General features: G+C 37.9%; 16 protein-coding genes and 1 tRNA gene. 12 read left to right on the top strand and 5 right to left on the bottom strand.

The window, feature by feature from the left end:
• Positions 1-135: 135 nt before the first annotated feature.
• Positions 136-210: transfer RNA gene (locus ACFIMG_RS01540), tRNA-Gly, on the bottom strand.
• A 186-nt stretch (positions 211-396) separates the two neighbouring features.
• On the opposite strand from ACFIMG_RS01540, the gene ACFIMG_RS01535 reads away from it, so the two are divergent.
• The 7 genes from ACFIMG_RS01535 to ACFIMG_RS01505 all read left to right on the top strand — a co-directional run bounded on the left by ACFIMG_RS01535 (position 397) and on the right by ACFIMG_RS01505 (position 8,824).
• Positions 397-1,374: an ABC transporter substrate-binding protein gene (locus ACFIMG_RS01535; RefSeq protein WP_375678694.1), complete on the top strand. Its 978-nt coding sequence runs from the start codon at positions 397-399 to the stop codon at positions 1,372-1,374.
• A gap of 63 nt (positions 1,375-1,437) precedes the next feature.
• Complete coding sequence (locus ACFIMG_RS01530) at positions 1,438-2,334, top strand: ABC transporter permease (RefSeq protein WP_375639923.1); 897 nt, start codon at positions 1,438-1,440, stop codon at positions 2,332-2,334.
• Complete coding sequence (locus ACFIMG_RS01525) at positions 2,327-3,121, top strand: ABC transporter ATP-binding protein (protein ID WP_375678693.1); 795 nt, start codon at positions 2,327-2,329, stop codon at positions 3,119-3,121. The genes ACFIMG_RS01530 and ACFIMG_RS01525 overlap by 8 nt, the downstream gene beginning before the upstream one ends.
• 4 nt (positions 3,122-3,125) lie before the next feature.
• Positions 3,126-4,166: a DNA polymerase III subunit delta gene (gene holA / locus ACFIMG_RS01520; RefSeq protein ID WP_375678692.1), complete on the top strand. Its 1,041-nt coding sequence runs from the start codon at positions 3,126-3,128 to the stop codon at positions 4,164-4,166.
• A 1,956-nt stretch (positions 4,167-6,122) separates the two neighbouring features.
• Entirely contained in the window at positions 6,123-7,052 is a 930-nt protein-coding gene (locus ACFIMG_RS01515; RefSeq protein ID WP_375678691.1) for a prephenate/arogenate dehydrogenase family protein, read from the top strand.
• Positions 7,053-7,462: 410 nt separating this feature from the next.
• The gene (locus ACFIMG_RS01510) at positions 7,463-8,317 is read left to right on the top strand and encodes a YihY/virulence factor BrkB family protein (protein ID WP_375612736.1); all 855 of its coding nucleotides are present in this window, start codon (positions 7,463-7,465) and stop codon (positions 8,315-8,317) included.
• Between the two features lie 30 nt (positions 8,318-8,347).
• The gene (locus tag ACFIMG_RS01505; protein WP_375612882.1) at positions 8,348-8,824 is read left to right on the top strand and encodes a YaiI/YqxD family protein; all 477 of its coding nucleotides are present in this window, start codon (positions 8,348-8,350) and stop codon (positions 8,822-8,824) included.
• Positions 8,825-8,826: 2 nt separating this feature from the next.
• Here ACFIMG_RS01505 and ACFIMG_RS01500 read toward each other — a convergent pair whose 3' ends face one another.
• Entirely contained in the window at positions 8,827-9,522 is a 696-nt protein-coding gene (locus tag ACFIMG_RS01500) for a TlpA disulfide reductase family protein (RefSeq protein WP_375678690.1), read from the bottom strand.
• Between the two features lie 32 nt (positions 9,523-9,554).
• Here ACFIMG_RS01500 and argH point away from each other — a divergent pair, with 32 nt between their 5' ends.
• The 5 genes from argH to ACFIMG_RS01475 all read left to right on the top strand — a co-directional run bounded on the left by argH (position 9,555) and on the right by ACFIMG_RS01475 (position 16,024).
• Positions 9,555-10,955, top strand: coding sequence for an argininosuccinate lyase (gene argH / locus ACFIMG_RS01495; protein ID WP_375678689.1), 1,401 nt, complete (start codon positions 9,555-9,557; stop codon positions 10,953-10,955).
• 51 nt (positions 10,956-11,006) lie between these two features.
• Positions 11,007-11,186 (top strand): LPS translocon maturation chaperone LptM, encoded by a 180-nt coding sequence (locus ACFIMG_RS01490; protein WP_375678688.1) that lies wholly within the window; start codon positions 11,007-11,009, stop codon positions 11,184-11,186.
• Between the two features lie 8 nt (positions 11,187-11,194).
• A complete protein-coding gene (gene lysA / locus ACFIMG_RS01485) occupies positions 11,195-12,475 on the top strand; it encodes a diaminopimelate decarboxylase (protein WP_375678687.1) in 1,281 nt (426 codons plus the stop codon).
• Between the two features lie 126 nt (positions 12,476-12,601).
• The gene (locus tag ACFIMG_RS01480; RefSeq protein WP_375678686.1) at positions 12,602-15,031 is read left to right on the top strand and encodes a TIGR02302 family protein; all 2,430 of its coding nucleotides are present in this window, start codon (positions 12,602-12,604) and stop codon (positions 15,029-15,031) included.
• A 222-nt stretch (positions 15,032-15,253) separates the two neighbouring features.
• Positions 15,254-16,024, top strand: a complete 771-nt coding sequence (locus ACFIMG_RS01475; protein ID WP_375678685.1) for a class I SAM-dependent methyltransferase — start codon at positions 15,254-15,256, stop codon at positions 16,022-16,024.
• A gap of 900 nt (positions 16,025-16,924) precedes the next feature.
• Here ACFIMG_RS01475 and ACFIMG_RS01470 read toward each other — a convergent pair.
• The 3 genes from ACFIMG_RS01470 to tsaD form a co-directional block, all read right to left on the bottom strand.
• Positions 16,925-17,605: a response regulator transcription factor gene (locus ACFIMG_RS01470; RefSeq protein WP_375678684.1), complete on the bottom strand. Its 681-nt coding sequence runs from the start codon at positions 17,603-17,605 to the stop codon at positions 16,925-16,927.
• Between the two features lie 906 nt (positions 17,606-18,511).
• The gene (locus tag ACFIMG_RS01465) at positions 18,512-18,946 is read right to left on the bottom strand and encodes an EVE domain-containing protein (RefSeq protein WP_375678683.1); all 435 of its coding nucleotides are present in this window, start codon (positions 18,944-18,946) and stop codon (positions 18,512-18,514) included.
• 596 nt (positions 18,947-19,542) lie between these two features.
• Positions 19,543-20,637, bottom strand: coding sequence for a tRNA (adenosine(37)-N6)-threonylcarbamoyltransferase complex transferase subunit TsaD (gene tsaD / locus ACFIMG_RS01460; protein ID WP_375678682.1), 1,095 nt, complete (start codon positions 20,635-20,637; stop codon positions 19,543-19,545).
• Positions 20,638-20,932 lie beyond the last annotated feature (295 nt).

Below are 20,932 nucleotides of genomic sequence, written 5' to 3'. Positions count from 1 at the left end.
AACATCTTTAAAACTCTTTGAGAAAAATAAATTGGTACAAAACCTAGTGGCAAATTATACAAAACCTGCTGGCAAGCTACAACTGGCAAGCTACAACTATAACTCCATACAAGAACGAATAAATACAAAATTCAATGGAGCGGGCGATGGGATTCGAACCCACGACCCCAACCTTGGCAAGGTTGTGCTCTACCCCTGAGCTACACCCGCTTACCGATTCGATATATGTCTTGTCTGTATGGCGTAGGCTTCTACGAATTGCAACAAAAAAATATCATTTTAGTTTGATTTATTTTGTCCATGTTTAAATAAAATGAAATAAAGATTGATTTTAGAAAATTCTTCAGTAATAAATTATTCCTTTTTTAATTTTTGCATGGAGAGGGGTGGAATATAATGTTGAAGAGAATAAATATATTAGGGGTTATCATTGCAACTGTTTTTATGATGAACAGTGTTGCAAAGGCCGATGACCAAGTTAAACACGTTAAAGTTGCAATAACGCAAATTATGGTCCATCCTGCTGCGGATGCTGTTCGTAAAGGTGTGGAAGATGTGCTTGCAGCAAATGGTTATAAGCAAGGTGAAAATTTTCAACTTACCTTTTTATCAGCGCAGGGTAATATTTCAACAGCAACGCAAATTGCGCGTAAATTTGTTGGTGATAAACCCGATGTTATTGTAGCAATTACCACGCCTTCAGCACAAACGATGCTTGCGGCAACAAAAACAATTCCTATCGTCTTTGCAGCAATTTCTGATCCTATCGGAGCTAAAATCGTTTCTTCACTTACCAAACCTGGCGGTAATATGACGGGGAGTTCTGATCGTATAGATGTTGCAGAAAGTGTTAGACTTTTACAAGAAGTAAAACCAGATTTGAAAAAAATTGGTTATCTTTATAATGCTTCTGAGGCAAATTCTGTTTCGACACTTAAAACGTTAAAGGATGTAGCAAAAAAAGCTGGAATTGAAATTATTCCCTCATCGGCACCAAAGCCTTCAGATGTTCAGGCAGCAACACGCGCTTTAATCGGTAAGGTCGATATTATTTTTGTTCCTGCTGATAATACGATTTTATCTGTTTTAGAAGGTGCAATAAAGGTCTCAGAGGAAGCCAATATGCCTGTATTTACTGTTGATGCTAATACTATCGGGCGTGGGCCTTTTATGACGCAAGGTGTGAATTTCTATGATGTAGGGGTTGATGCTGGGAAATTGGTTGTGCGTATTCTAAAGGGTGAAAAGCCTGGTGATATTGATGTTGTGCAGGCGGCTAATAATGACATTCGAATTGATTTGAAAGCAGCCCAAAAAGCAGGGATTGTTATTCCGCAGGCAGTTATTGACCGTGCAACAAAAGTGATTCAATAACTTTTATTGATAGAGTGTTGATACAATAAAAATACGTTAAGTTTTCATGGGGATTGTCTTTACATGAATATATTTGCGTTTTCTGGTGCTGTGGAATTAGGCCTTATTTATGCGTTTGTTGCTATAGGGGTTTATCTTTCATTTCGGGTTTTAGATTTTCCTGATTTAACAGTTGATGGATCGTTTCTTCTTGGTTCCTGTGTCTGTGGTGTTTTGATTCTCTTGGGTTTCAATGCATGGACAGCTATGGCATGCGCTTTTTGTGCAGGTATGGTGGCTGGTTTATTAACAGCTCTATTGAATTTGCGTTTTGGCATTTTGAATCTTTTAGCTTCTATTTTAACAATGTCAGCACTCTATACGGTTAATCTACGTATTATGGGAATTATGGGAGGGTCTAATGTTAATTTAGCTCTTGCTGATACGGCGTTAACGCCCTTTTATAATCTGTTTGGTTTGTCTGATATTTTTGTGCGTCCTCTTTTCGTTGGTATTGTGTTGCTCGTTATGGCGTTTTTGATTTGGCGCTTTTTGGAAAGTGAAATTGGTCTTGCTATGCGTGCAATGGGCGCTAATCCACGCATGGCGACGGCGCAAGGTGTCCATACATCAGCATTGATATATTTTGGAATGGGGCTTTCCAATGCGTGTGTGGCACTTGGTGGTTCTCTTTATATTCAAACTGCGATTGCAACAGATATTACCGGTGGAATTGGAACAATTGTTTTTGGGTTGGCAGCCGTGATTATCGGTGAAACTCTCTTTCGTACGCGCAATATTTTTTGGATTATAATCAGCTGTATTGTAGGGTCTGTGCTTTATCGTGTGGCGGTGCAATTTGCATTTGAAGCAAATGGCATTGGCATTGATACGTCGACAGATCTTCAGTTGATTACTTCGCTGTTGGTTGTTTTAACCCTTATTGTGCCACGCTATTGGAGGAGGCATAAACGTGATTGAGTTTTTTCATGTTGGGGTCACATTTAAACCGCAAACACCTCTGGAAAAACAGGCTTTAATTGATATTAACCTGAAAATTGATCAGGGTAGTTTTGTTACGGTTATTGGTTCAAATGGTGCTGGTAAATCAACGTTGCTCAGTGTTTTAGCGGGTGCAACGCTTCCCTCAACGGGGAAAGTGGTTATCAATGGACAAAATGTTTCTAGGCAATCAGTCAGTGAACGCGCTGGAAAGATTGCTTGTGTTTTTCAAGATTCGTTAGAGGGAAGTTGTGGTTCTTTAACAATTGAAGAAAATTTGGCTCTTGCTGCTCTTCGAGGAAGTCGTCGTGGTTTGCGTGCGGCTTTAAATCATGAGAAACGGCAATTTTTTCGAGAGAAAATTGCTCAATTAGGCATTGGTCTTGAAGCATATATTCATAATCCTATGGATAGTTTGTCAGGTGGGCAACGCCAAGCAGTTTGTCTTGTGATGGCAACATTCGCACATGCGGATGTTTTATTGCTTGATGAACATACCTCAGCGCTTGATCCTGGAATGGCTGATTTTGTGATGCGGTTGACTGAAAAAATCGTTGAAGAGAAAAAATTAACGACTATCATGGTGACTCATTCTATGCGTCAGGCTCTTGATTATGGCGATCGTACCTTGATGTTGCATGGTGGAAAAGTGATTTTGGATGTCTGTCATGAAGAGCGTAAGGGCTTGGATGTAAATGATTTAATTGGCATGTTTCAGAAAGTTCGCGGGGAAGTTCTTGATGATGATGAACTGTTAATGGATTAATAGTGTGGCTCAGAAAAAAGCACATGAAGTTGATCAGTTTCTAATGCGTTTTTCACGTGCTTTTCCTATTGTTCTCATTTATGGGCCAGATCGTGGTCTTATTTGTGAGCGTGCACAATGTTTTGCAAAACTTACACGGGTAGCAATAGAAGATCCATTTTCGACAATTCGTTTGGATGCTGCTGAAATTGATAAAGATCCTGCACGTTTAGAAAATGAAGCGCGTACGTTATCGCTTTTTGGGGGAGATCGTTTGATATGGATCTCTAATGCTGCTAACCAAAAAGGTTTTCTTGCTGCCTTAAAGCTTTTAATTGAGAAACCACCAGAAGCTTGTTTTATTCTCATTGAGGCAGGGGATTTAAAAAAAGGAACAGGGTTGCGCAATGCTATTGAAACAGCATCAAAAGCGATGGCTTTGCCCTGTTTTGCCGATGATATGCGGTCTCTTGACGGTTTGATTGATGAGGTTTTAGGACAGTTTAAGAAGGCTCTTTCTTTAGATGCACGTAGATGGTTGCATGAATGTTTAGGGGCGGATCGCCTTGTATCACGCAGTGAATTAGAAAAGCTTTGTCTTTACGCTGCAAATGTTCATATTACTCTTGAAGATGTGAAAGCTGTTGTAAGCGATGTCAGTGCTCTTTCTCAAGATGAAGTCATTGATGCTCTTTTATTGGGCGATATATCAGGCTTTGAAGCGCATTTTAACCGACATGCAGCAGTGCAAGGGGCACTTTTTTTAATTTTGAGTACAGCTCAAAGGCATTTTCAGCAATTACAGCTATTGCGTTATCAGGTAGAGGTTGAAGGAAATTCACCTTTTACGGTGGTTTCTCAGGCACGCCCTCCCATTTTTTTTCAACGGAAAAAGATCGTTGAACAAGCTTTAAAATATTGGAAGTTAGAACAAATTTCTTATGCAATGGAAAGAATTCAGAGTGCTGTTTTAGACAGTCGTAAAAATCCACTTTTGGGCGAAGCTATCATTCGTCAAGTTTTGTTAGGGCTTACAATTATTGCACGACGCCAGATGGCAGCTTAACAGCCTAGAAATATAATGATTTTTTATTTTTGGTATACCACAGAGGTATTTTCAGTAATTAAAACTGTTATGCTATCAAGTAGAGGTTGATGGAACTTGTATTTTTGAGGATGCATTTTAGGAGCTTGAAAGCTTGATAGAAATTTTTCTTCAAAAGAAATAGTTTATTTTCAAAAGGCCATTTTGAAACAGTTTTATTATTTTGTTGTGTCGTAAAATACTGTTTTTAGGGTAGTGATACGAGGCCCATATCAAATTTTATGTGTTCGATGTTTTTTTGTGTGGGTATTTAGTGAATATTAGGTTGGTTCATAGAGTCTTAATGGAGTAACACCCCCATGTAAAACAGAGTATCTCAAACAACAGAAGACACTTGTATGGTAGATTCATACGCTTTCTTAGAAATATTTTTCAATGCGCGTCATATCTATTTCGCGGCGGTGTTTATGAATGGTGTAGAAGTAAAGTTCCTTGTGAAGAATATAAAACCCATAGAGCAACTCTATCTTTATGCTTAATAAAAGCGCAAGTCGACACTCATTATGTACTTTGCTAGCCTCTAATGTTACTACAGTTTTTAGCATTAGAGAGCGTTTTTCATCATTTTTTCTCACATGTCTTCTTGTGACGTGTAGCCAAGAGATTTTAATTGATAAGAGGGTTTGTGATGGAAGAATTTTACAGTATTCGAAGTTATGATTCAAATTGAAAAAAAGTATTATTTTTATAAATCAATGTATTATAGATTAATTGAATCACTTAAAATTGTGAGCCAGAGGAATCTTTTAGACAAGAAAATGAATTGTTTGCAGATCGGTGTGAATTAAGAATCTTCATGGGATGAGAAGAAAGTCAAAATAGATTATGATGAAAACCACAGCACCTATGGGGAAACTTTTATGTTTGATACAGAGATGATTATCTTAGCAATGAATGTGTCTCATAAACAGAGCTAGCCATTGTTTATTATTAATAATTTATTATTTTTCATATTAAATCAATCAGAACAATGTCTTTTGCACGTCATAAGTGGGGGGGCGTGTGGATAAAAACTGTACAAGAAAGCACTAAAAATGCCTCTTATGAATGCTCTCAAATTCCAAGGTTTTTTGCAACATTGGGGGTAGGAAAATATAATGATAGTGTTTTATTAAGTGTGAAGAGGGTCGTGCTTAATAGATTTATAGTTATAACATTTACGAACACTGTCGTGAGATAGGCCAGGGAGCGAGATGTCTTTTAAAACAAACCCATGAATTTGTAATCCAAATTTATTCTGTTGAGGGCGTTCTGTTTTACGTGAGGGGTGTGATTCCATTAAAGGGATATTCGGTGTTTTTGTTATCAAACTTTTTCTTTATTGAGAGGGCGTGTTTTTCTCATATTTATTTGATTTACGGTATCCGGAATCGGGAGAGGAAAATGTTTTTAATGGTATCTTTTGGTATGCGTTGTTTTACGGTGTTTTCAATATTCGCGAAACTTATGTTGATGTTGTAGGTGGAGGCGCAATACGTTTTATATAGGTCTAATGTACAAATTAATGAACGTATCGGGATAATTGGAGAAGAGTTAGTGTCTGCTTACGCTTTTGATGTGTTTTTTTGTGAGTAAATTAGTAAGATAAAGTAAACTGATGGGATTTTATGTAGAGTCGTTGTTATCCTAATTGAGAGTGCATTTTATTTTGTTTCGGTGTTGCGCTTTGATCAGTAATTAAGAGGGAGTTTTAGAGCGTGATGTTAAATTTCTCGTCATTTATTTTTTATGTGTTTTCTAGGTAAAGTGATCTGTTGTCAGCTTGCGCAGGTGATAATTGGTAAACTGCGTTATTCTTTATTCCCTAGTTGTCATTTTTTAATGTTTTACGCATAACTCTTGAACAAACAAACAAGAAAATTGTGATTTTACAATTAGTCTTTATTGCCATTTGCAAAGAATCTTTGAAGGTGAAAGATGCTCTATATTCAGTTTGAAAAAATAGCACTCATTGGGATCGGTCTGATTGGGTCTTCTTTAGCAAGAGTGATTAAAAAGAAAAATCTTGCGGCTCAGATTTCTATTGCAACACGTCGTCCAGAAACCCTGAAAAGAGCGCGTGAATTGGAGCTTGGGGACTTTTATACGACAGATAATGCAAAAGCTGTTGAAGGAGCAGATTTGGTTATTCTTTCTGTTCCTGTTGGGGCTAGTGCAGAAGTGACAAAAACCATTCGTGATCATTTAAAACTTGGAGCGATTGTGAGTGATGTTGGTTCTACGAAAGCGTTGGTTATTGCGGAAATGGCACCTTTATTGCCAAAAACGGTTCATTTTATTCCAGGGCATCCAATTGCTGGAACGGAATATTCAGGACCGGATGCTGGTTTTGCTGATTTATTTATGAATCGTTGGTGTATTTTAACGCCTTTTGCGGATAGCGATGCTGCTGCTGTCGCACAATTAACAGCGTTTTGGGAAGCTTGTGGTGCGCGTGTCGAAAAGATGGAACCTAAGCATCATGATCTTGTTTTGGCTATTGTTTCACATTTACCCCATTTGATTGCGTATAATACTGTTGGGACAGCGAGTGATTTAGAAAAAGTAACAAATTCGGAAGTGATTGCTTATTCCGCTTCCGGTTTTCGTGATTTTACGCGTTTAGCATCTTCTGATCCCGTTATGTGGCGAGATATTTGTTTGCATAATAAGGATGCTATTTTAGAAATGTTGAGCCGTTTTAGTGAGGGGCTTGCTTTTTTAGAACGGGCAATTCATTTAGGAGATGGTGAGACACTGTTTAACTTTTTTACACGTACGCGTGCTGTACGCCGCAATATTATTGATGCTGGACAGGAAATTGATGCTCCTGATTTTGGGCGTCAGAATGTTTCTAAAAAAGGGTGAGTAAAAACAAGAGGTTTTTGTTGAATTTCGTTGGTTTTTTCTAAAAACCGATAAGAAGTTTTTTCTCTACTCAGTCATAGATTGCAATAAAAAAGAGTGGCGATTGCTCCGATATAGATAACCATGACTTCAAAAGGTTTTATGTGTGCACGATCATCTTGCTTAGTTCTCTATAGGGCATATGATGTACAGAAGAGGTTACTGATCTGTAGAAGTAACAAAAAAATGAGGTCGTTGTAGAACTTCATAGAGTGGGTTATTGTTTTTGTTTTGGTATAAAGTCGGGCTTGACCGTATTGATTATTGACCGTTATATTGCAACATTGCAAAATGTTTATTTGCAGAGTTTTGATGATTTTTATAAAACTTGAAATAGACTGAGGAAGAATTTTACCAGAAAGTATTGAGTTTTGTTAAAAAATATCTTTTGGTATAGCTATCGTATTTTGTGTGACGCAGTAAGTCATTATTGGCGTGATAATGGGAGTGCTTTTGCAAGCCATGTTGCGCTATCGGGGCTTTTAGCATTTTTCCCTTTTTTTATTTTTGGAACATCTTTTGCTCGTTTTCTAGGTGCTTTTACTTATACACCGCAAAAAATTAAAGCACTGGTGCAGTTATTGCCTGATGTTATTGCAGAGCCTTTATCTCAGGAAATTGTTAATGTTTTAACCATTCATCGAGGAGGTGTGTTGACGCTTTCTGTCATTGGAGCGGCTTATTTTGCTTCTAATGGGATAGAGGCTTTGCGTACGGCTTTAAATAAAGCTTACCGTGTTACTGATCGACGGAGTTTGTTATTTTGTCGTTTTCAAAGTCTGTTTTTTGTAATCCTTGGAGCTGTTGGTCTTGTTGTGATTAGTTTTTTATTGATTCTGGCGCCTTTGTTGATCAAAATTATGCAAAATCATTCTTTTTTTATGACTGAATATATTGCTGTTATTCGTGTATGGCGTTATACAGTTGCAATCGTTATTTTGTTTATCAGTCTTTTGATTGTTCATAAATGGCTTCCAGCAGGGCGGCGGAAAATTATAGATATTTTACCAGGAATAGTGGTGACAATGTTTATATGGTTTATGGCTTCTATCGCTTTTGCGCAATATTTAACGATGTTTGATTATATTTCTACCTATGCAGGGTTGGCATCTATTATGGTTGCTATTATTTTTCTGTACATATTGAGTGCAATTTTTATTTTGGGAGGAGAAATAAACGCGGCGATAATGTTTTATCGCAAGGATTTGCAACATTCAGATAAATGAAAGAGCTTATTATTGCTTGAAAGCCAAGGTATGATTATCCCAATAAAGCCTGCTATCACTTTGTTGATTGATGCAGATGCTTGTCCTGTAAAAGATGAAGTTTATCGTGTGATGAATCGTTATCAGCTTAAGACATTTGTTGTGGCAAATCGTTCTTTGTCCCTTCCAGATGAAGCACTCATTGAAAGAGTGGTCGTTGCTGGTGAATTCAATGGTGCTGATGATTGGATCGTAGAACATGTGCATGAGGCAAGTATCGTTATTACCAGTGATATTCCTTTAGCAGCGCGGGTTGTGCAAGCTGGGGGTTTTTGTCTTTCGCCAACGGGGCGTATTTTTGATGTAAATTCAATTGGTCAGGCTTTGGCGATGCGCAATTTGATGGAAGATTTGCGTGGACAGGGTAGTATAATAGGTGGTCCCCGTCCTTTTTCTCGTAAAGACCGTTCTGCTTTTTTGTCAGCACTGGATCTTGTTATACAACGTTTAAAAAGACGCGGTTATTAAAGTTATAGGGCTTCTTTAATGACTGCTTTTATAAGTGCTTTGGCATCGTCATTGGCCCATGGAGCTGCACCATTGAAGGAAGCAATGAGATATCCCTCTTTATCAATGAGCAATGTAATGGGGAGTCCTAAAGCGAGCCCCTGTTTTCTAACATTGTTGAAAATATCCATTGTTTCATCGCGATAGTAAAGCAAATTATCTGAATGAATATTCTGTAAAAATTGCTGAATTTTTTCAGGAGAAGCAGTTTTATCGATATTTATAGCTATGACATCAAAGTTTTCTCCACCTAATTCACGTTTTAATTGCGCAAGTTCAGGCATTTCTGTGCGGCAAGGTGCACACCAAATAGCCCATAGATTGACCAGCATTGGTTTTCCGGTAAATTCGCTGAGTGTGCGCTCTTTTCCTTGAATATCCTTGAAAGAGAGTTTATTCATATCTGAGAGCGTATCAGCAAATCGTATGTGGCTAAAAAAGCCTTTTGCTGCTTTTCGTATCGCCATCATTTTTTCTGCTCGTGCTTTATTAATGTTTATTTCTTGTGCTTGTGCTGCTGAAATGAAATTGAAAAGAAAAAACTCTCTTTTGGTATCGTAGTTTATGGTTGCGTATAAACTCAGTGCAATGATAAAGAATGCAAGGGAGAGTTGCCTTTTTTTATTGTTTTTTTCGCTGATGAAAATTTGAAAAATCATAATTTTGTCCTTTGGATGGGTGTTTTCAGAATATGACAGATGAGAAGTTAAAGAACCAAATGTGGGGTGGTCGGTTTGCGGCAGGTCCTGCTGCAATTATGGAAGAAATTAATGCCTCTATTGATTTTGATCAAAAACTTTATCGACAAGATATTGAAGGTTCTCTTTCTCATGCAGCTATGTTAGCGCAAACGAAAATCATTTCACAATCAGATTATGAAAAAATTGTTCATGGTTTGAAACTTATTCGCCAAGAAATTGAAGACGGTAAATTTGTTTTTTCACGAAAACTTGAAGATATTCATATGAATATTGAAGCGCGGTTGAGTGCGTTGATTGGTCCTGTAGCAGGACGTTTGCATACGGCGCGTTCACGCAATGATCAAGTTGCTGTTGATTTTCGCTTGTGGGTACGTGAAGCAACGCAAAAAATAGCACAAGCTTTAAAAGGATTGATAGAGCAATTACTTATTCGCGCAGAACAACATGTTGATACCTTTATGCCAGGCTTTACGCATTTACAATTGGCTCAACCCGTAACATTGGGTCATTATATGATGGCTTATGTTGAAATGTTTGGTCGAGATTTATCGCGGATGCGTGATGCTGTTGAGCGAATGAATGAATCGCCTTTAGGGGCGGCTGCTTTAGCGGGGACAGGCTTTCCAATTGACCGTTTTATGACAGCAAAAGCGCTAGGCTTTCGCGAACCTACACGCAATTCAATTGATAGTGTTTCAGATCGTGACTTTGCATTGGAATTTTTAAGCGCTGGCGCTCTTTGTGCAACACATCTTTCGCGATTGGCGGAAGAAATTGTCCTTTGGTCAAGTGCACAGTTTTGTTTTATTCATTTATCAGATGCTTTTTCAACAGGGTCTTCTATTATGCCACAAAAGAGAAATCCTGATGCGGCAGAGTTAGTACGAGCGAAAGCAGGTCGATTGAATGGTGCGCTTATGGGATTGTTAACGGTGATGAAAGGATTACCGCTTGCTTATTCAAAGGATATGCAAGAAGATAAGGAATATGTGTTTGATGGGGCTTTGAGTTTGGAATTATCACTAGCAGCAATGACAGGGATGATTGCTGATTTGAAAGTGAATAAAAAAGCCATGAAACAAGCAGCGGATTTAGGGTATGCAACAGCTACAGATTTTGCTGATTGGCTTGTACGCAATTTAGGGATTCCTTTTCGCAAAGCACATCACATCACAGGGTGTGCTGTGGCATTGGCAGAAAAAAAACAGTGTCGCCTTCATGATTTATCATTAGATGAACTTCAAGCAATTTGTCCTGATATCAATGCGACACTTTTTGATGTTTTGACCGTTGAAAAATCTGTTGAAAGTCGTAAAAGCTTTGGGGGAACAGCGCCTTCAGAGGTTCTTCGGCAAATTGCGTATTGGAAAAAGCGTCTCGTGAGCGCTTGAGTGATTGTATTTTAAAGGTAAAAAAGAAATCGAGATGAGGAAAGAGGACAAATGAAAATTATATTAAAGGGGTTGGTGATTGTCCTTTTGGGGGGCTTGGGTATTGTTGGGTGTGGGCGTAAAGGGTCATTAGAGTTACCTCCTTCAACAGGAGTGAATTCTTCACAAAGAACTTTTGTTTCTCAAGGCAAAACAGATAAACCTTTTATTCTTGATCGGTTAATACAATAGGAATTTTTATGCGTTTTTTTTCTTATCATCAGGGTGTGCTTCACGCTGAAGGTCTTTCTCTTTTGGAACTTGCGCGGGAAGTTGGAACACCTTTTTATTGTTATTCAGCTAGCGCAATCGTTGCACATTTTAAAGATTATCAGAATGCATTTCATGATATGCCGAGTTTAATTGCTTATGCGGTTAAAGCGAATTCCAATCAAGCAGTTTTACAACTTTTAGCTAACAATGGAGCGGGAGCTGATGTGGTCTCAGAAGGGGAATTACGGCGTGCACTTGCTGTTGGTATTCCTGCGCAGAATATTGTTTATTCTGGTGTTGGTAAAACAGTGAGAGAAATAGATTTTGCTCTTGCACAAGATATTTATTGTTTTAACGTTGAATCAGAGCCAGAACTTGAACAATTATCGGCGCGGGCTGCTGCGCTTTCAAAAACAGCTCGTATTTCTTTACGCCTTAATCCTGATGTGGATGCTAAGACTCACAAGAAAATTACAACAGGTAAGTCTGAGAATAAATTTGGTATTCCACTGTCTTTGGCGGGTGATGCATATAAAAAAGCAGCTCAATTGCCCGGTCTTCATGTGTGTGGTGTTGATCTCCATATTGGCAGTCAAATTTGTGATTTAAAACCGTTTGAGGATGCATTTGTTATTGTTGCAGATTTTGTGCGTCAATTATGGAATAATGGTTATGCGATAACCCATATCGATATTGGGGGCGGGCTTGGTATTCCTTATGGTTATGAGCAGCATCCAGTACCTTCTCCTTTTGAGTATGCAGCACTGGTAAAGAAACATATTGCGCCTTTAGGGATCAATATTATCCTAGAACCTGGGCGTAGTATTGTTGGTGAAGCCGGTGTGTTGGTGACATCGGTTGTGTATTTAAAAAAGGGGGAAGGACGAAATTTTGTTATTGTTGATGCGGCGATGAATGATTTCATGCGTCCAACGCTTTATGATGCGTGGCAAAATGTAATGCCAGTGAAAAAAACACCAATAGATGCCCCTCTGATTAATGCTGATATTGTCGGTCCTATTTGTGAAACTGGTGATTATTTAGGTTTGGAACGTTCTTTACCAGTGTTGAAAGCGGGTGATGTTTTGATGTTAACAGGAGCAGGGGCTTATGGCGCAGTGATGGCAAGCACTTATAATAGTCGACTTTTGGTGCCGGAAGTTCTGGTTCAGGATACGCGTTATGCAGTCATTCGTCCACGCCTTGATTATGCACAATTGATAGGCTGTGATCATATTCCAGATTGGATTGAGCCCAAATTAGATTGAGCATTATTAAATATTTTGGGTCTTATTTTTACTAAACTTTGATGAAACAATTTATTTTCTAGAAATTGTTTTGTATGGGGTTTATGATCTTAATGCACCACGATAAAAGGGGATAAATGCTTGTTTATGAAAAATAAAAACATCAAAGGTTTTGCAATGAAGCTTTTGTGTGTGCGCATTTTGATGTGGGGGATCCTTTCATTTGAACGGATGTGGGTACGGTTGTTGCCATTTTTCCTCGTTCTTAGTCTCTTTTGTTCGTTTAGCTGGTTGGGACTTTTTGGTATTTTGGGCTATTGGTCACATTTGCTCTTACTTGGGGTTATACTTATTTGTGCTGGGGCGAGTTTATTTTTTCTTATTCGTTTTCGGTTTCCCACAATGCGGGAAGTAAATTGCCGCCTTGAACGCGTCAATGATCTTAGACACCAGCCTTTGAATATTCAGACAGATCGTTTATGTTCTGAAAATGATGAAGATTTTAGTGCTGTTATTTGGCGTGAACATCAACGCCGAATGGCAAAGCAATTATACCATTTAAAAACTGGATTTATCTCTCTTAATAGTGCGGATTATGATCCTTTAGCTTTGAGGGCTTTGTGTGCTCTTCTTTTTGTGTGCGCTTTTAGTTTTTCTTTTGGTTCACAAGGGGGGCGTTTGGCTGATGCCTTTGATTTTCGTCCTATCGTTGATGAAAAACTCATGCGGATTGATGCTTGGGTAACACCACCTGCTTATACCGGTGTGGCACCGATTTATTTGACAAAAGATGAGAAAACACAACTAGAAATCCCTGAAGGGAGTAATGTTGTTGTGCGTGTTGTCAATGGGGCTGGCATTACAGTAAAAGCAAAGTCTGTAGAAGATGGGAGGGAAGTTTCGTTTTCAGAGAAAACGGAACAAACAGCTTTGAATGATCCAATTGTTCATTTTGAAATACATTTAAAGCATCCAATAAATTTATTTGTATCATCACGTCGTAAAAAACAGCAATGGCATTTGCAGATAATTAAGGACACGCTTCCAACAATTCATTGGTTGGAAAAACCAGGGAGGATTTTAACGGGATCATTGGAGTTACGATATGTGGTGGATGATGATTATGGTGTGACAAAGGCTTTTGTTGAAATAGAGCCTTTTCTTCCTCAGAATAAAAGTGCTTCTTCTCTTTATAATGCTCCGGAAATAGAGCTTCTTCTTCCGCGTGGTGGAAAGGGGAAAATGCGAATGGTACAGGATATATCAGCGCATCCATGGGCGGGTTCGCAAGTCAAAATTACTTTGGTGGCAGAAGATGGTGCGGGGCAGAAAGGGCGTAGCAAAACTTTTGTTATGATATTACCACAGCGTGTTTTTTCGAATCCTGTTGCACGCGCAGTGGTTGAACTGCGTCGTTTATTAGCGCTTGATGCTTCTGTGAAAGAGCGTGTATTGGATATGCTTTCTGCTTTGCTTGTGCGTCCAGAAAAGGGGTTGCAAAATGCATCGCATTTTATTGTTCTACAAAGTGCGTGGACAAGACTTTCTTTAGCACAAACAGACGAGGATTTGCGCGATGTGGTGGATTATTTATGGCAAATTGCTTTGGGTATTGAAGGCAATCAACTTGAATCCGTGCAAAAAAAGTTAAAACAAGCACAAGCTGCTTTACGTGATGCATTGCGTTACGGTGCTTCAGCGGCAGAAATTGAACGGCTTATGGCAGATTTACGTCAAGCTATGGATGAGTATATTCGTGCTTTGGCTGAAAAAGCACCGGATAGTCAAGTTTCTAAAAATTCTAAAAGCTCAAAAAGTCCTAATCTTTCTGAAGCTACATTACAAGAAAAGCTAAATTTAATTGAGGAAATGGCTAAAACAGGCTCTTCTTTAGCAGCTGAACAACTCTTGGCAGAAGTTGAACAGACGCTTGATCATTTGCATGTGCAAAAAGGCAATCAAAATGAGGGAGAAAAAAGCCAATCTGCACAAATGAAAGAAAAGATGGACCAGCTTGGAGATTTAATGCGTCGTCAGCAAGAAATTCTCAATGAAACACATCAGTTAGAGATGGAACAAAAACGCGGAGAAAATGTACCGGAAACACAAAAAAAATCTTTAAAAAAACGTCAAGCTGAATTGCAATCTGAATTATCAACATTAGAAAAAGAATTATCAGAACAAGGATTTGAAACAGGGGGAGCGTTGAAAAGGGCAGAAGAAAAAATGAATTCTGCGGAAAATGCGCTTGATAATGGAAATCATCAGGTATCTATACAAAATCAGTCTGATGCTTTGGAATCTTTGAGGCAAGGTGCACAAAATGTTTTGAAAAAAATGCGCGAAACACTTAAAGAAACGGGAGATGATCAAAATGCTGATTCTGGTCCTAAAGATCCGTTAGGACGTCCACTTTCTTCAAAAACAGATGAAGAACAAGAAGGCGAGGCACTACCACAAGAAAGTGATCAAATGCGTACGCGGCAGATTTTGGATGAAATTCGCAAACGTCTTGGTAAAGAGCATCTTTCAGAAGAAGAAAAAAACTATCTTGAAAGATTGCTTCATTTTAATTAACCAGTGTTGGCTTTTTTCTTAATTGATGTCGAAAACAGTGTATGAAGAACCTCTATGGGGTTTATCTCCAAAAAAATGATTAAAGTGCTTGTAAGGCAATAATCATCCTGTTGTACTGATTTTTTAATCATTTAAGTTTAAGATATGCAATATTGAAATGTTCGCTATTGCGGAAAAAAAGCAGAAGTCCATATAGGTTTGGTATATGAAAATCTGTAATGTTTGAAATTTGTTTCTACATGGTATGTTGAGTTGGATATCGTTACGCTGAAAGATTTTTATGCTTCTGCACTTGGACTGCGTGTGCAAAAGACGCTGTGTGACCAATTGAATTTATGGTGGCCTGATCTTACGGATAAACGGATTATGGGATTGGGTTATGCACTTCCTTATCTTTCTACATTGCGTGAACGTGCCCAACAATGTTTTGCTTTTATGCCTGCTGCTCAGGGTGTTTCGCCTTGGCCTTGTTCTGAGCAAGTTGCTACAGCGCTTGTTTTTGAAGAAGATTTGCCACTTCCTGATGCGTCAGTTGACTGTATTTTATTGGTACATGCATTAGAATATACAGAAAATTCGTTTGAAACGTTGAATGAAATATGGCGTGTTTTAGCACCCAATGGCCACTTGATCGTTATTGTACCTAATCGCTCTGGCTTTTGGGCGCGCAATATTACTACGCCCTTTGGTTATGGCGAACCCTATAGTCGGCAACAAATTACTCGTTTGTTCGAAAAAACAAATTTTGTTTCTGGGCCAATACAAGAAATTGTACACTATATGCCCTCTACGGGGTATTTTTCGCGGTTGTTCTCGTTTTTTTATGAGCCATTTGCTCGCTATCTTTTGCCTTATTTTGGTGGACTCTTAATGTGTCAGGCACAAAAACGTGTTTATCAGGGTTTGCTCGTACAGCGTCGTCAGTCGCGACGTATTTTTATTCCTGCTTTATCACCACAAGTGCGGAATATTTTAATTTATAAAGATAATTAATCATTTTGCCATTGGCATAAGAACCGCAAATATAGAAGGATTCTCTTATTTCAATTTTTTGCATTTACAATTAAAAAATATTCTTTTGTATATTAATATGTGGAATTGGTATGTGAATAAAAATCTCAAGTATCTATATACCGAACCATATTTCATGAATAGTGGAAACATTTTAAAAGAAAAAAATGCTGGTATCTTCGTAAGTATAAAAATAGCAGAGTCCAAGGGATCTTGCATAATATGGTTTATGGTGGTTAAAAACTGTACAAGGAAGGATTACAATGCTTCTTATAAACCATCTCAATTATCAAGGGCTCCTCTGCAACATCGAGATCTAACATAAGTGTGTGATGGTGCTGGCTTGTTCTTTTATAAGCGTAAAGATGGTGGTGCTCAGTGGCTTTATCGTTAGGATAAACATTTAGCGTTATATCATGAATTATATAACCTCTTAAGAGGAGATAAAGTCATAAAGAATGGAGAAAAACTATAAAGATAAAAAACATTTCTCAATTTAGGCTAGTGAATGTGAGATAAAGCAGTGCGTGGAGCGGTGTTTCTGAAAAAATAATCATAAATAGCACTCATCTAAAGATGATAGTTATGATCAAGAATGTTGCTAAAAGATATCACGATTATTTATATGCGGAACATATTAAAAATTTTAAAAAGAACAAAAGCATGTGAAACAGAAGTTACAAAGTATATTGTGAGGTTTGAAAGCATTTTTGTTTCTGGTTCTCATGTTGGAATATTTCGTTTTTTATTCATAATGTTATATCTTTTGTCATAAGAGTAAGTTCTATGTAATAGCATTCGAATTATATGCGAAGGTTTTTTCATCTCGTTTCTGTTTTCATTTAGAATATTAAAATTATTTTTGAAACAGAAAATCTCGAATTAAAGATTTAAACGGTAACCATTTTGATCTGTTATGAGAATTTGCGCATTGGAGGGATCGTTTTCGATTTTTTGTCGCAAACGATAGATATGGGTTTCTAAAGTATGGGTGATAATATTTTCATTATATCCCCAAACTTGTTCTAACAATGTTTCACGGCTGACAATTTTATCATTGGCATGATAGAGACATTTAAGGATCGCTGCTTCTTTTTCTGTGAGACAGATTTTATTGTTGCATTGATCAAGAAGAAGTTTTTGTCTTAGTTTAAAAGTATAGGGACCAATATGAAAGGTTGCGTCTTCATTTTGTTCATATTGGCGCAACTGTGCTCGAATTCTCGCTAATAACACCGCAAAGCGAAAGGGTTTTGTTACATAATCATTGGCGCCTGTTTCAAGATCTAAAATATTATCACAGTCTGTATCATAATTTATTATCATGATAATGGGGGCACGAAATCCTTGGGTGCGTAATTGTTTAACGGCTTTGTAGCCATCAAGATCAGGAAGTTGAAATCCCAAAATAGTGAGATCAATATTTTCTTCTTGGATTATTTTCATTCCCGCTTCTGCTGTTTTTGCTTGGAAAATTTTAAACTCTTGATGCATTTGCAATTGTTCTACTAAAATGGGGCGTAGATCATCGTCTTCAACGATTAAAAGAGTATAGTGGTTCATGTTTTTCCTTATAGGTATGTTGATGCACTGATTGATATAGTTTCATGAAAAATGAGATTTCATGCAAGAAAAATTAAAAGAGGAAAATTAAAAAAGAGCGCTTCTAAAAAATAAACTTTTATAATTTCTAATGGTTGCTTGCTGAAAAGAAGGTATTCCGTCTGCAGAGTATTTTACGTATTGGTTGGAAGCGTTTTTTATGTTCTAGAACGTGTTTTAGCTATTGAGTGTCATCATCTTTACGCTTATGGAGAAACAAGCTAGCACTATCATTCACTTTGCCAGTTCGTGGGTGTTGCGGACAGTCCTTGGCACTTGAGACGATTCATAGGAGGAATTTTTAGTGCTTTCTTTCACGTTTTTTATCTATATGGGACTTTCTCCGCTTAGAATGTGCAAGCCAATAGCTTTTGATTGATTCAATATAAAACAGGTTGGAAATGAGAGAATCCTGCGGTATGAGGCGCACTCGTCCAACATGCAAAACAATGAACACGCAATATGATGCGTTTTTTAAGCGTGAAGAGAATTGTGCAACACTTAGCACATATGCACTGTTTAGGAGAACTTCACGATCGTTTTTATTGTTTTTATCCACGTTCAGGTTTGTTTTTTTGTTGCATTTGTGTGCGAAGGGGATTGTGTGTTATGTTCGTGGTGTTGCTTATTATAATCGTTGAGCAAGCTTTGCCTTTAGCAATGCCGAAAAGATGCATCATAAAGAGGTTTTTTGTGTAATTTGGAAGGAGACTGTATTGAGAAAGAGTGCAGGATAAAAAATGACAAAGAAAAATATCATATTTATGCATTTAGCATGAGAATACCTCAACAGAAGGATGTGTTGAGCTTATTCTTCTGCGCTATGAAGCATCTTTTTATATGAGTTAATGAATAAAAATTATTGTTTTAAGATAAAAGCATTTCCTCCTTAAGGTTGCCTATTAAACAGACTTCTTTCCATTCATCTTCTGTTACGGGTTGCACTGATAAGCGGCTGGCTTTGACCAGCACCATATTTGCTAGTTTGGGATTGGCTTTGATTTGTTTTAATGAAACAGGTGTTGGCATGTCACAAAGTGCGCGGATATCCACACATTCCCAGCGTGGATCAGAACTTGTAGAATCAGGGTGTGCTTCAGCACATATTTCTACAATTCCTACAATTTCTAAACCTTTATTTGAGTGATAAAAAAAACCTTTATCACCATATTTCATAGCGCGCATATTGTTACGGGCTTGATAATTGCGTATACCATCCCATTGTTCGCCATTAACTCCTTTTTTCTTTTGCATCTCCCATGACCATTTATGGGGTTCAGATTTAAAAAGCCAATAAGCCATGAGTTCTCCTTTTTCATAGACTGTTATGCATTTTTATAAGCATCTTTGTAATACCATCAACGATGATTTTTAAAATGGGGTAAAGAACGGCTATTATCTATTTTTTCTTGTTTCAAAATAATGTGTAGTAGAGAGACGCGCTCCATTGATATTTCATGTTGTGTAAAAGTATTTTGCTCTTTGCTTATCTTTTCAGCTATGGTTTGAAATGCGGTTACTATAAGAGTTTGTTGGAAAAAATTAAGAAAATTGGTTCTAAAAAGCTTTAAGATTACAATGACAATGAAACGAATAAATGATCAAAGATGATGAGGTCAACGAATGGCATTCATATCTATGCTTTGTGGGATAGAGTGCGTCTTATTATGCTGTAAAATACTGTCATTTGAAGTGTAATGATATAAGGCAGTTTTTTGAAACATGAAGTTTTTAAGAATGTGTGGTGAATATTTAGGTTTACGTGTCGATCTTTGGGTTAAGTGAATTGTGTGAGTGGGAAGCAGGTGGAATCTGCTCGATAGAGAATTCGGACTATCTATAGACCGGATTGAGTAGAAATCTTCGTTCTTTAAGATGTGTGTGGGACGTCAATTTTATTATGCTTTTGTTCCACGGCGTCCCATCCCGATCAAGGGCGGGGCTTTTTCATCTAATGGCCAGCGTGAGCGGGGTGCAATGTCAAGAGAGCTTGTTTCTCCTCGTACGAGTTTTTGTGCACCGGCAAAAGCAATCATTGCAGCATTATCGGTACACAAGGAAAGAGGAGGGGCTATAAATTCAAAACCATGTTGACGGGCAAGTTCTTGCAACGTAGAGCGAATGGCTTGGTTTGCGGCAACACCGCCCGCAACAACTAAAGCAGGAGAATGCTTTTCTTGATCATGAGAGAGAGGATATTGGTGGGCAAAGTGTTGTAAAGCTAGGTGAACACGATCACGTACCGTATCAGTCACGGCGGCTTGAAAACTTGCGGCAATGTCAGCAATATCATTTTCTGTAAGAGGAGCTATGGCTGTTGCGGCTTGTCGAACAGCAGTTTTGAGTCCTGAAAAAGAAAAGTCTAACCGTTTTTCACCTTTTAAAGGTCGTGGAAGAGGGATGCGATTTTTATCACCAAATAAAGCTGCTTTTTCAAGTGCTGGTCCACCAGGATAGGGAAGACCTAAAAGTTTTGCTGTTTTATCAAAGGCTTCTCCTAATGCATCATCAATAGTGGTTCCTAAACGTTGATAGTTGCCTACTCCATGAACAATAATTGTTTGTGTATGACCTCCTGAAACTAAAAGTAATAAATAAGGAAAGCTGACGTTGTGCGTTAACACGGCTGTTAAAGCATGTCCCTCTAAGTGATTTACCGCAATAAATGGTTTGCCAGTGGCAAGAGAGAGTGCTTTTGCGCTCATAACGCCTACCAACAATCCTCCTATCAAACCAGGCCCACTGGTGGCTGCAATGCCATCAATATCTTTTAATTTTGTGTTTGCTTCTGTTAGTGCTTGCAGAATTAAATGATCAAGAACTTCAACATGGGCACGAGCAGCAATTTCAGGAACAACACCGCCGTAAGGTGCATGGTGATCAATTTGACTCCAAACAACATTGGAAAGAATTCGGCTGTTTGATTCGTTGTTATATTCAATGACAGCCGCTGCCGTTTCATCACAACTTGTTTCTATTCCCAGCAGACGCATTTTAAACAAAACCTTATATTGAAGCTTCTTTCCTGCGTGCGTACCATGAACAGAAAAAGATGCAAAGTATTTCTCTTAGAATTGTTTTTTCTATGAAAAATATGTGTTTTGGCATTTTCTTTGAATTTTATGATATCGTTGATTAAAAAATAAAGCTGTATTTTCGAGTATAAAATGCAAATGTTTTTTAAAAACTTGTCTATTAAAGGCGATACTTGTAAATATTATTGAGAAAAGCTGCGTTTTTAAAACTTTTTTCATTTTATTATTTTATCATTAAAAAAAGTGTGCACGA

The organism is Bartonella sp. AP11XZML, from assembly GCF_042196445.1.
Taxonomy (GTDB): Bacteria; Pseudomonadota; Alphaproteobacteria; order Rhizobiales; family Rhizobiaceae; genus Bartonella.
Note: the sequence above shows the minus strand (reverse complement) of the source record. Positions and strands in the feature narration are given on the sequence as shown.

Excerpts from the sequence above, each read along its gene's own strand:
- ACFIMG_RS01535 (WP_375678694.1), top strand. The coding sequence starts at position 397 with ATGTTGAAGAGAATAAATATATTAGGGGTTATCATTGCAACTGTTTTT.
- ACFIMG_RS01530 (WP_375639923.1), top strand. The coding sequence starts at position 1,438 with ATGAATATATTTGCGTTTTCTGGTGCTGTGGAATTAGGCCTTATTTAT.
- ACFIMG_RS01515 (WP_375678691.1), top strand. The coding sequence starts at position 6,123 with ATGCTCTATATTCAGTTTGAAAAAATAGCACTCATTGGGATCGGTCTG.
- ACFIMG_RS01505 (WP_375612882.1), top strand. The coding sequence starts at position 8,348 with ATGATTATCCCAATAAAGCCTGCTATCACTTTGTTGATTGATGCAGAT.
- ACFIMG_RS01500 (WP_375678690.1), bottom strand. The coding sequence starts at position 9,522 with ATGATTTTTCAAATTTTCATCAGCGAAAAAAACAATAAAAAAAGGCAA.
- argH (WP_375678689.1), top strand. The coding sequence starts at position 9,555 with ATGACAGATGAGAAGTTAAAGAACCAAATGTGGGGTGGTCGGTTTGCG.
- ACFIMG_RS01490 (WP_375678688.1), top strand. The coding sequence starts at position 11,007 with ATGAAAATTATATTAAAGGGGTTGGTGATTGTCCTTTTGGGGGGCTTG.
- lysA (WP_375678687.1), top strand. The coding sequence starts at position 11,195 with ATGCGTTTTTTTTCTTATCATCAGGGTGTGCTTCACGCTGAAGGTCTT.
- ACFIMG_RS01480 (WP_375678686.1), top strand. The coding sequence starts at position 12,602 with ATGAAAAATAAAAACATCAAAGGTTTTGCAATGAAGCTTTTGTGTGTG.
- ACFIMG_RS01470 (WP_375678684.1), bottom strand. The coding sequence starts at position 17,605 with ATGAACCACTATACTCTTTTAATCGTTGAAGACGATGATCTACGCCCC.
- ACFIMG_RS01465 (WP_375678683.1), bottom strand. The coding sequence starts at position 18,946 with ATGGCTTATTGGCTTTTTAAATCTGAACCCCATAAATGGTCATGGGAG.
- tsaD (WP_375678682.1), bottom strand. The coding sequence starts at position 20,637 with ATGCGTCTGCTGGGAATAGAAACAAGTTGTGATGAAACGGCAGCGGCT.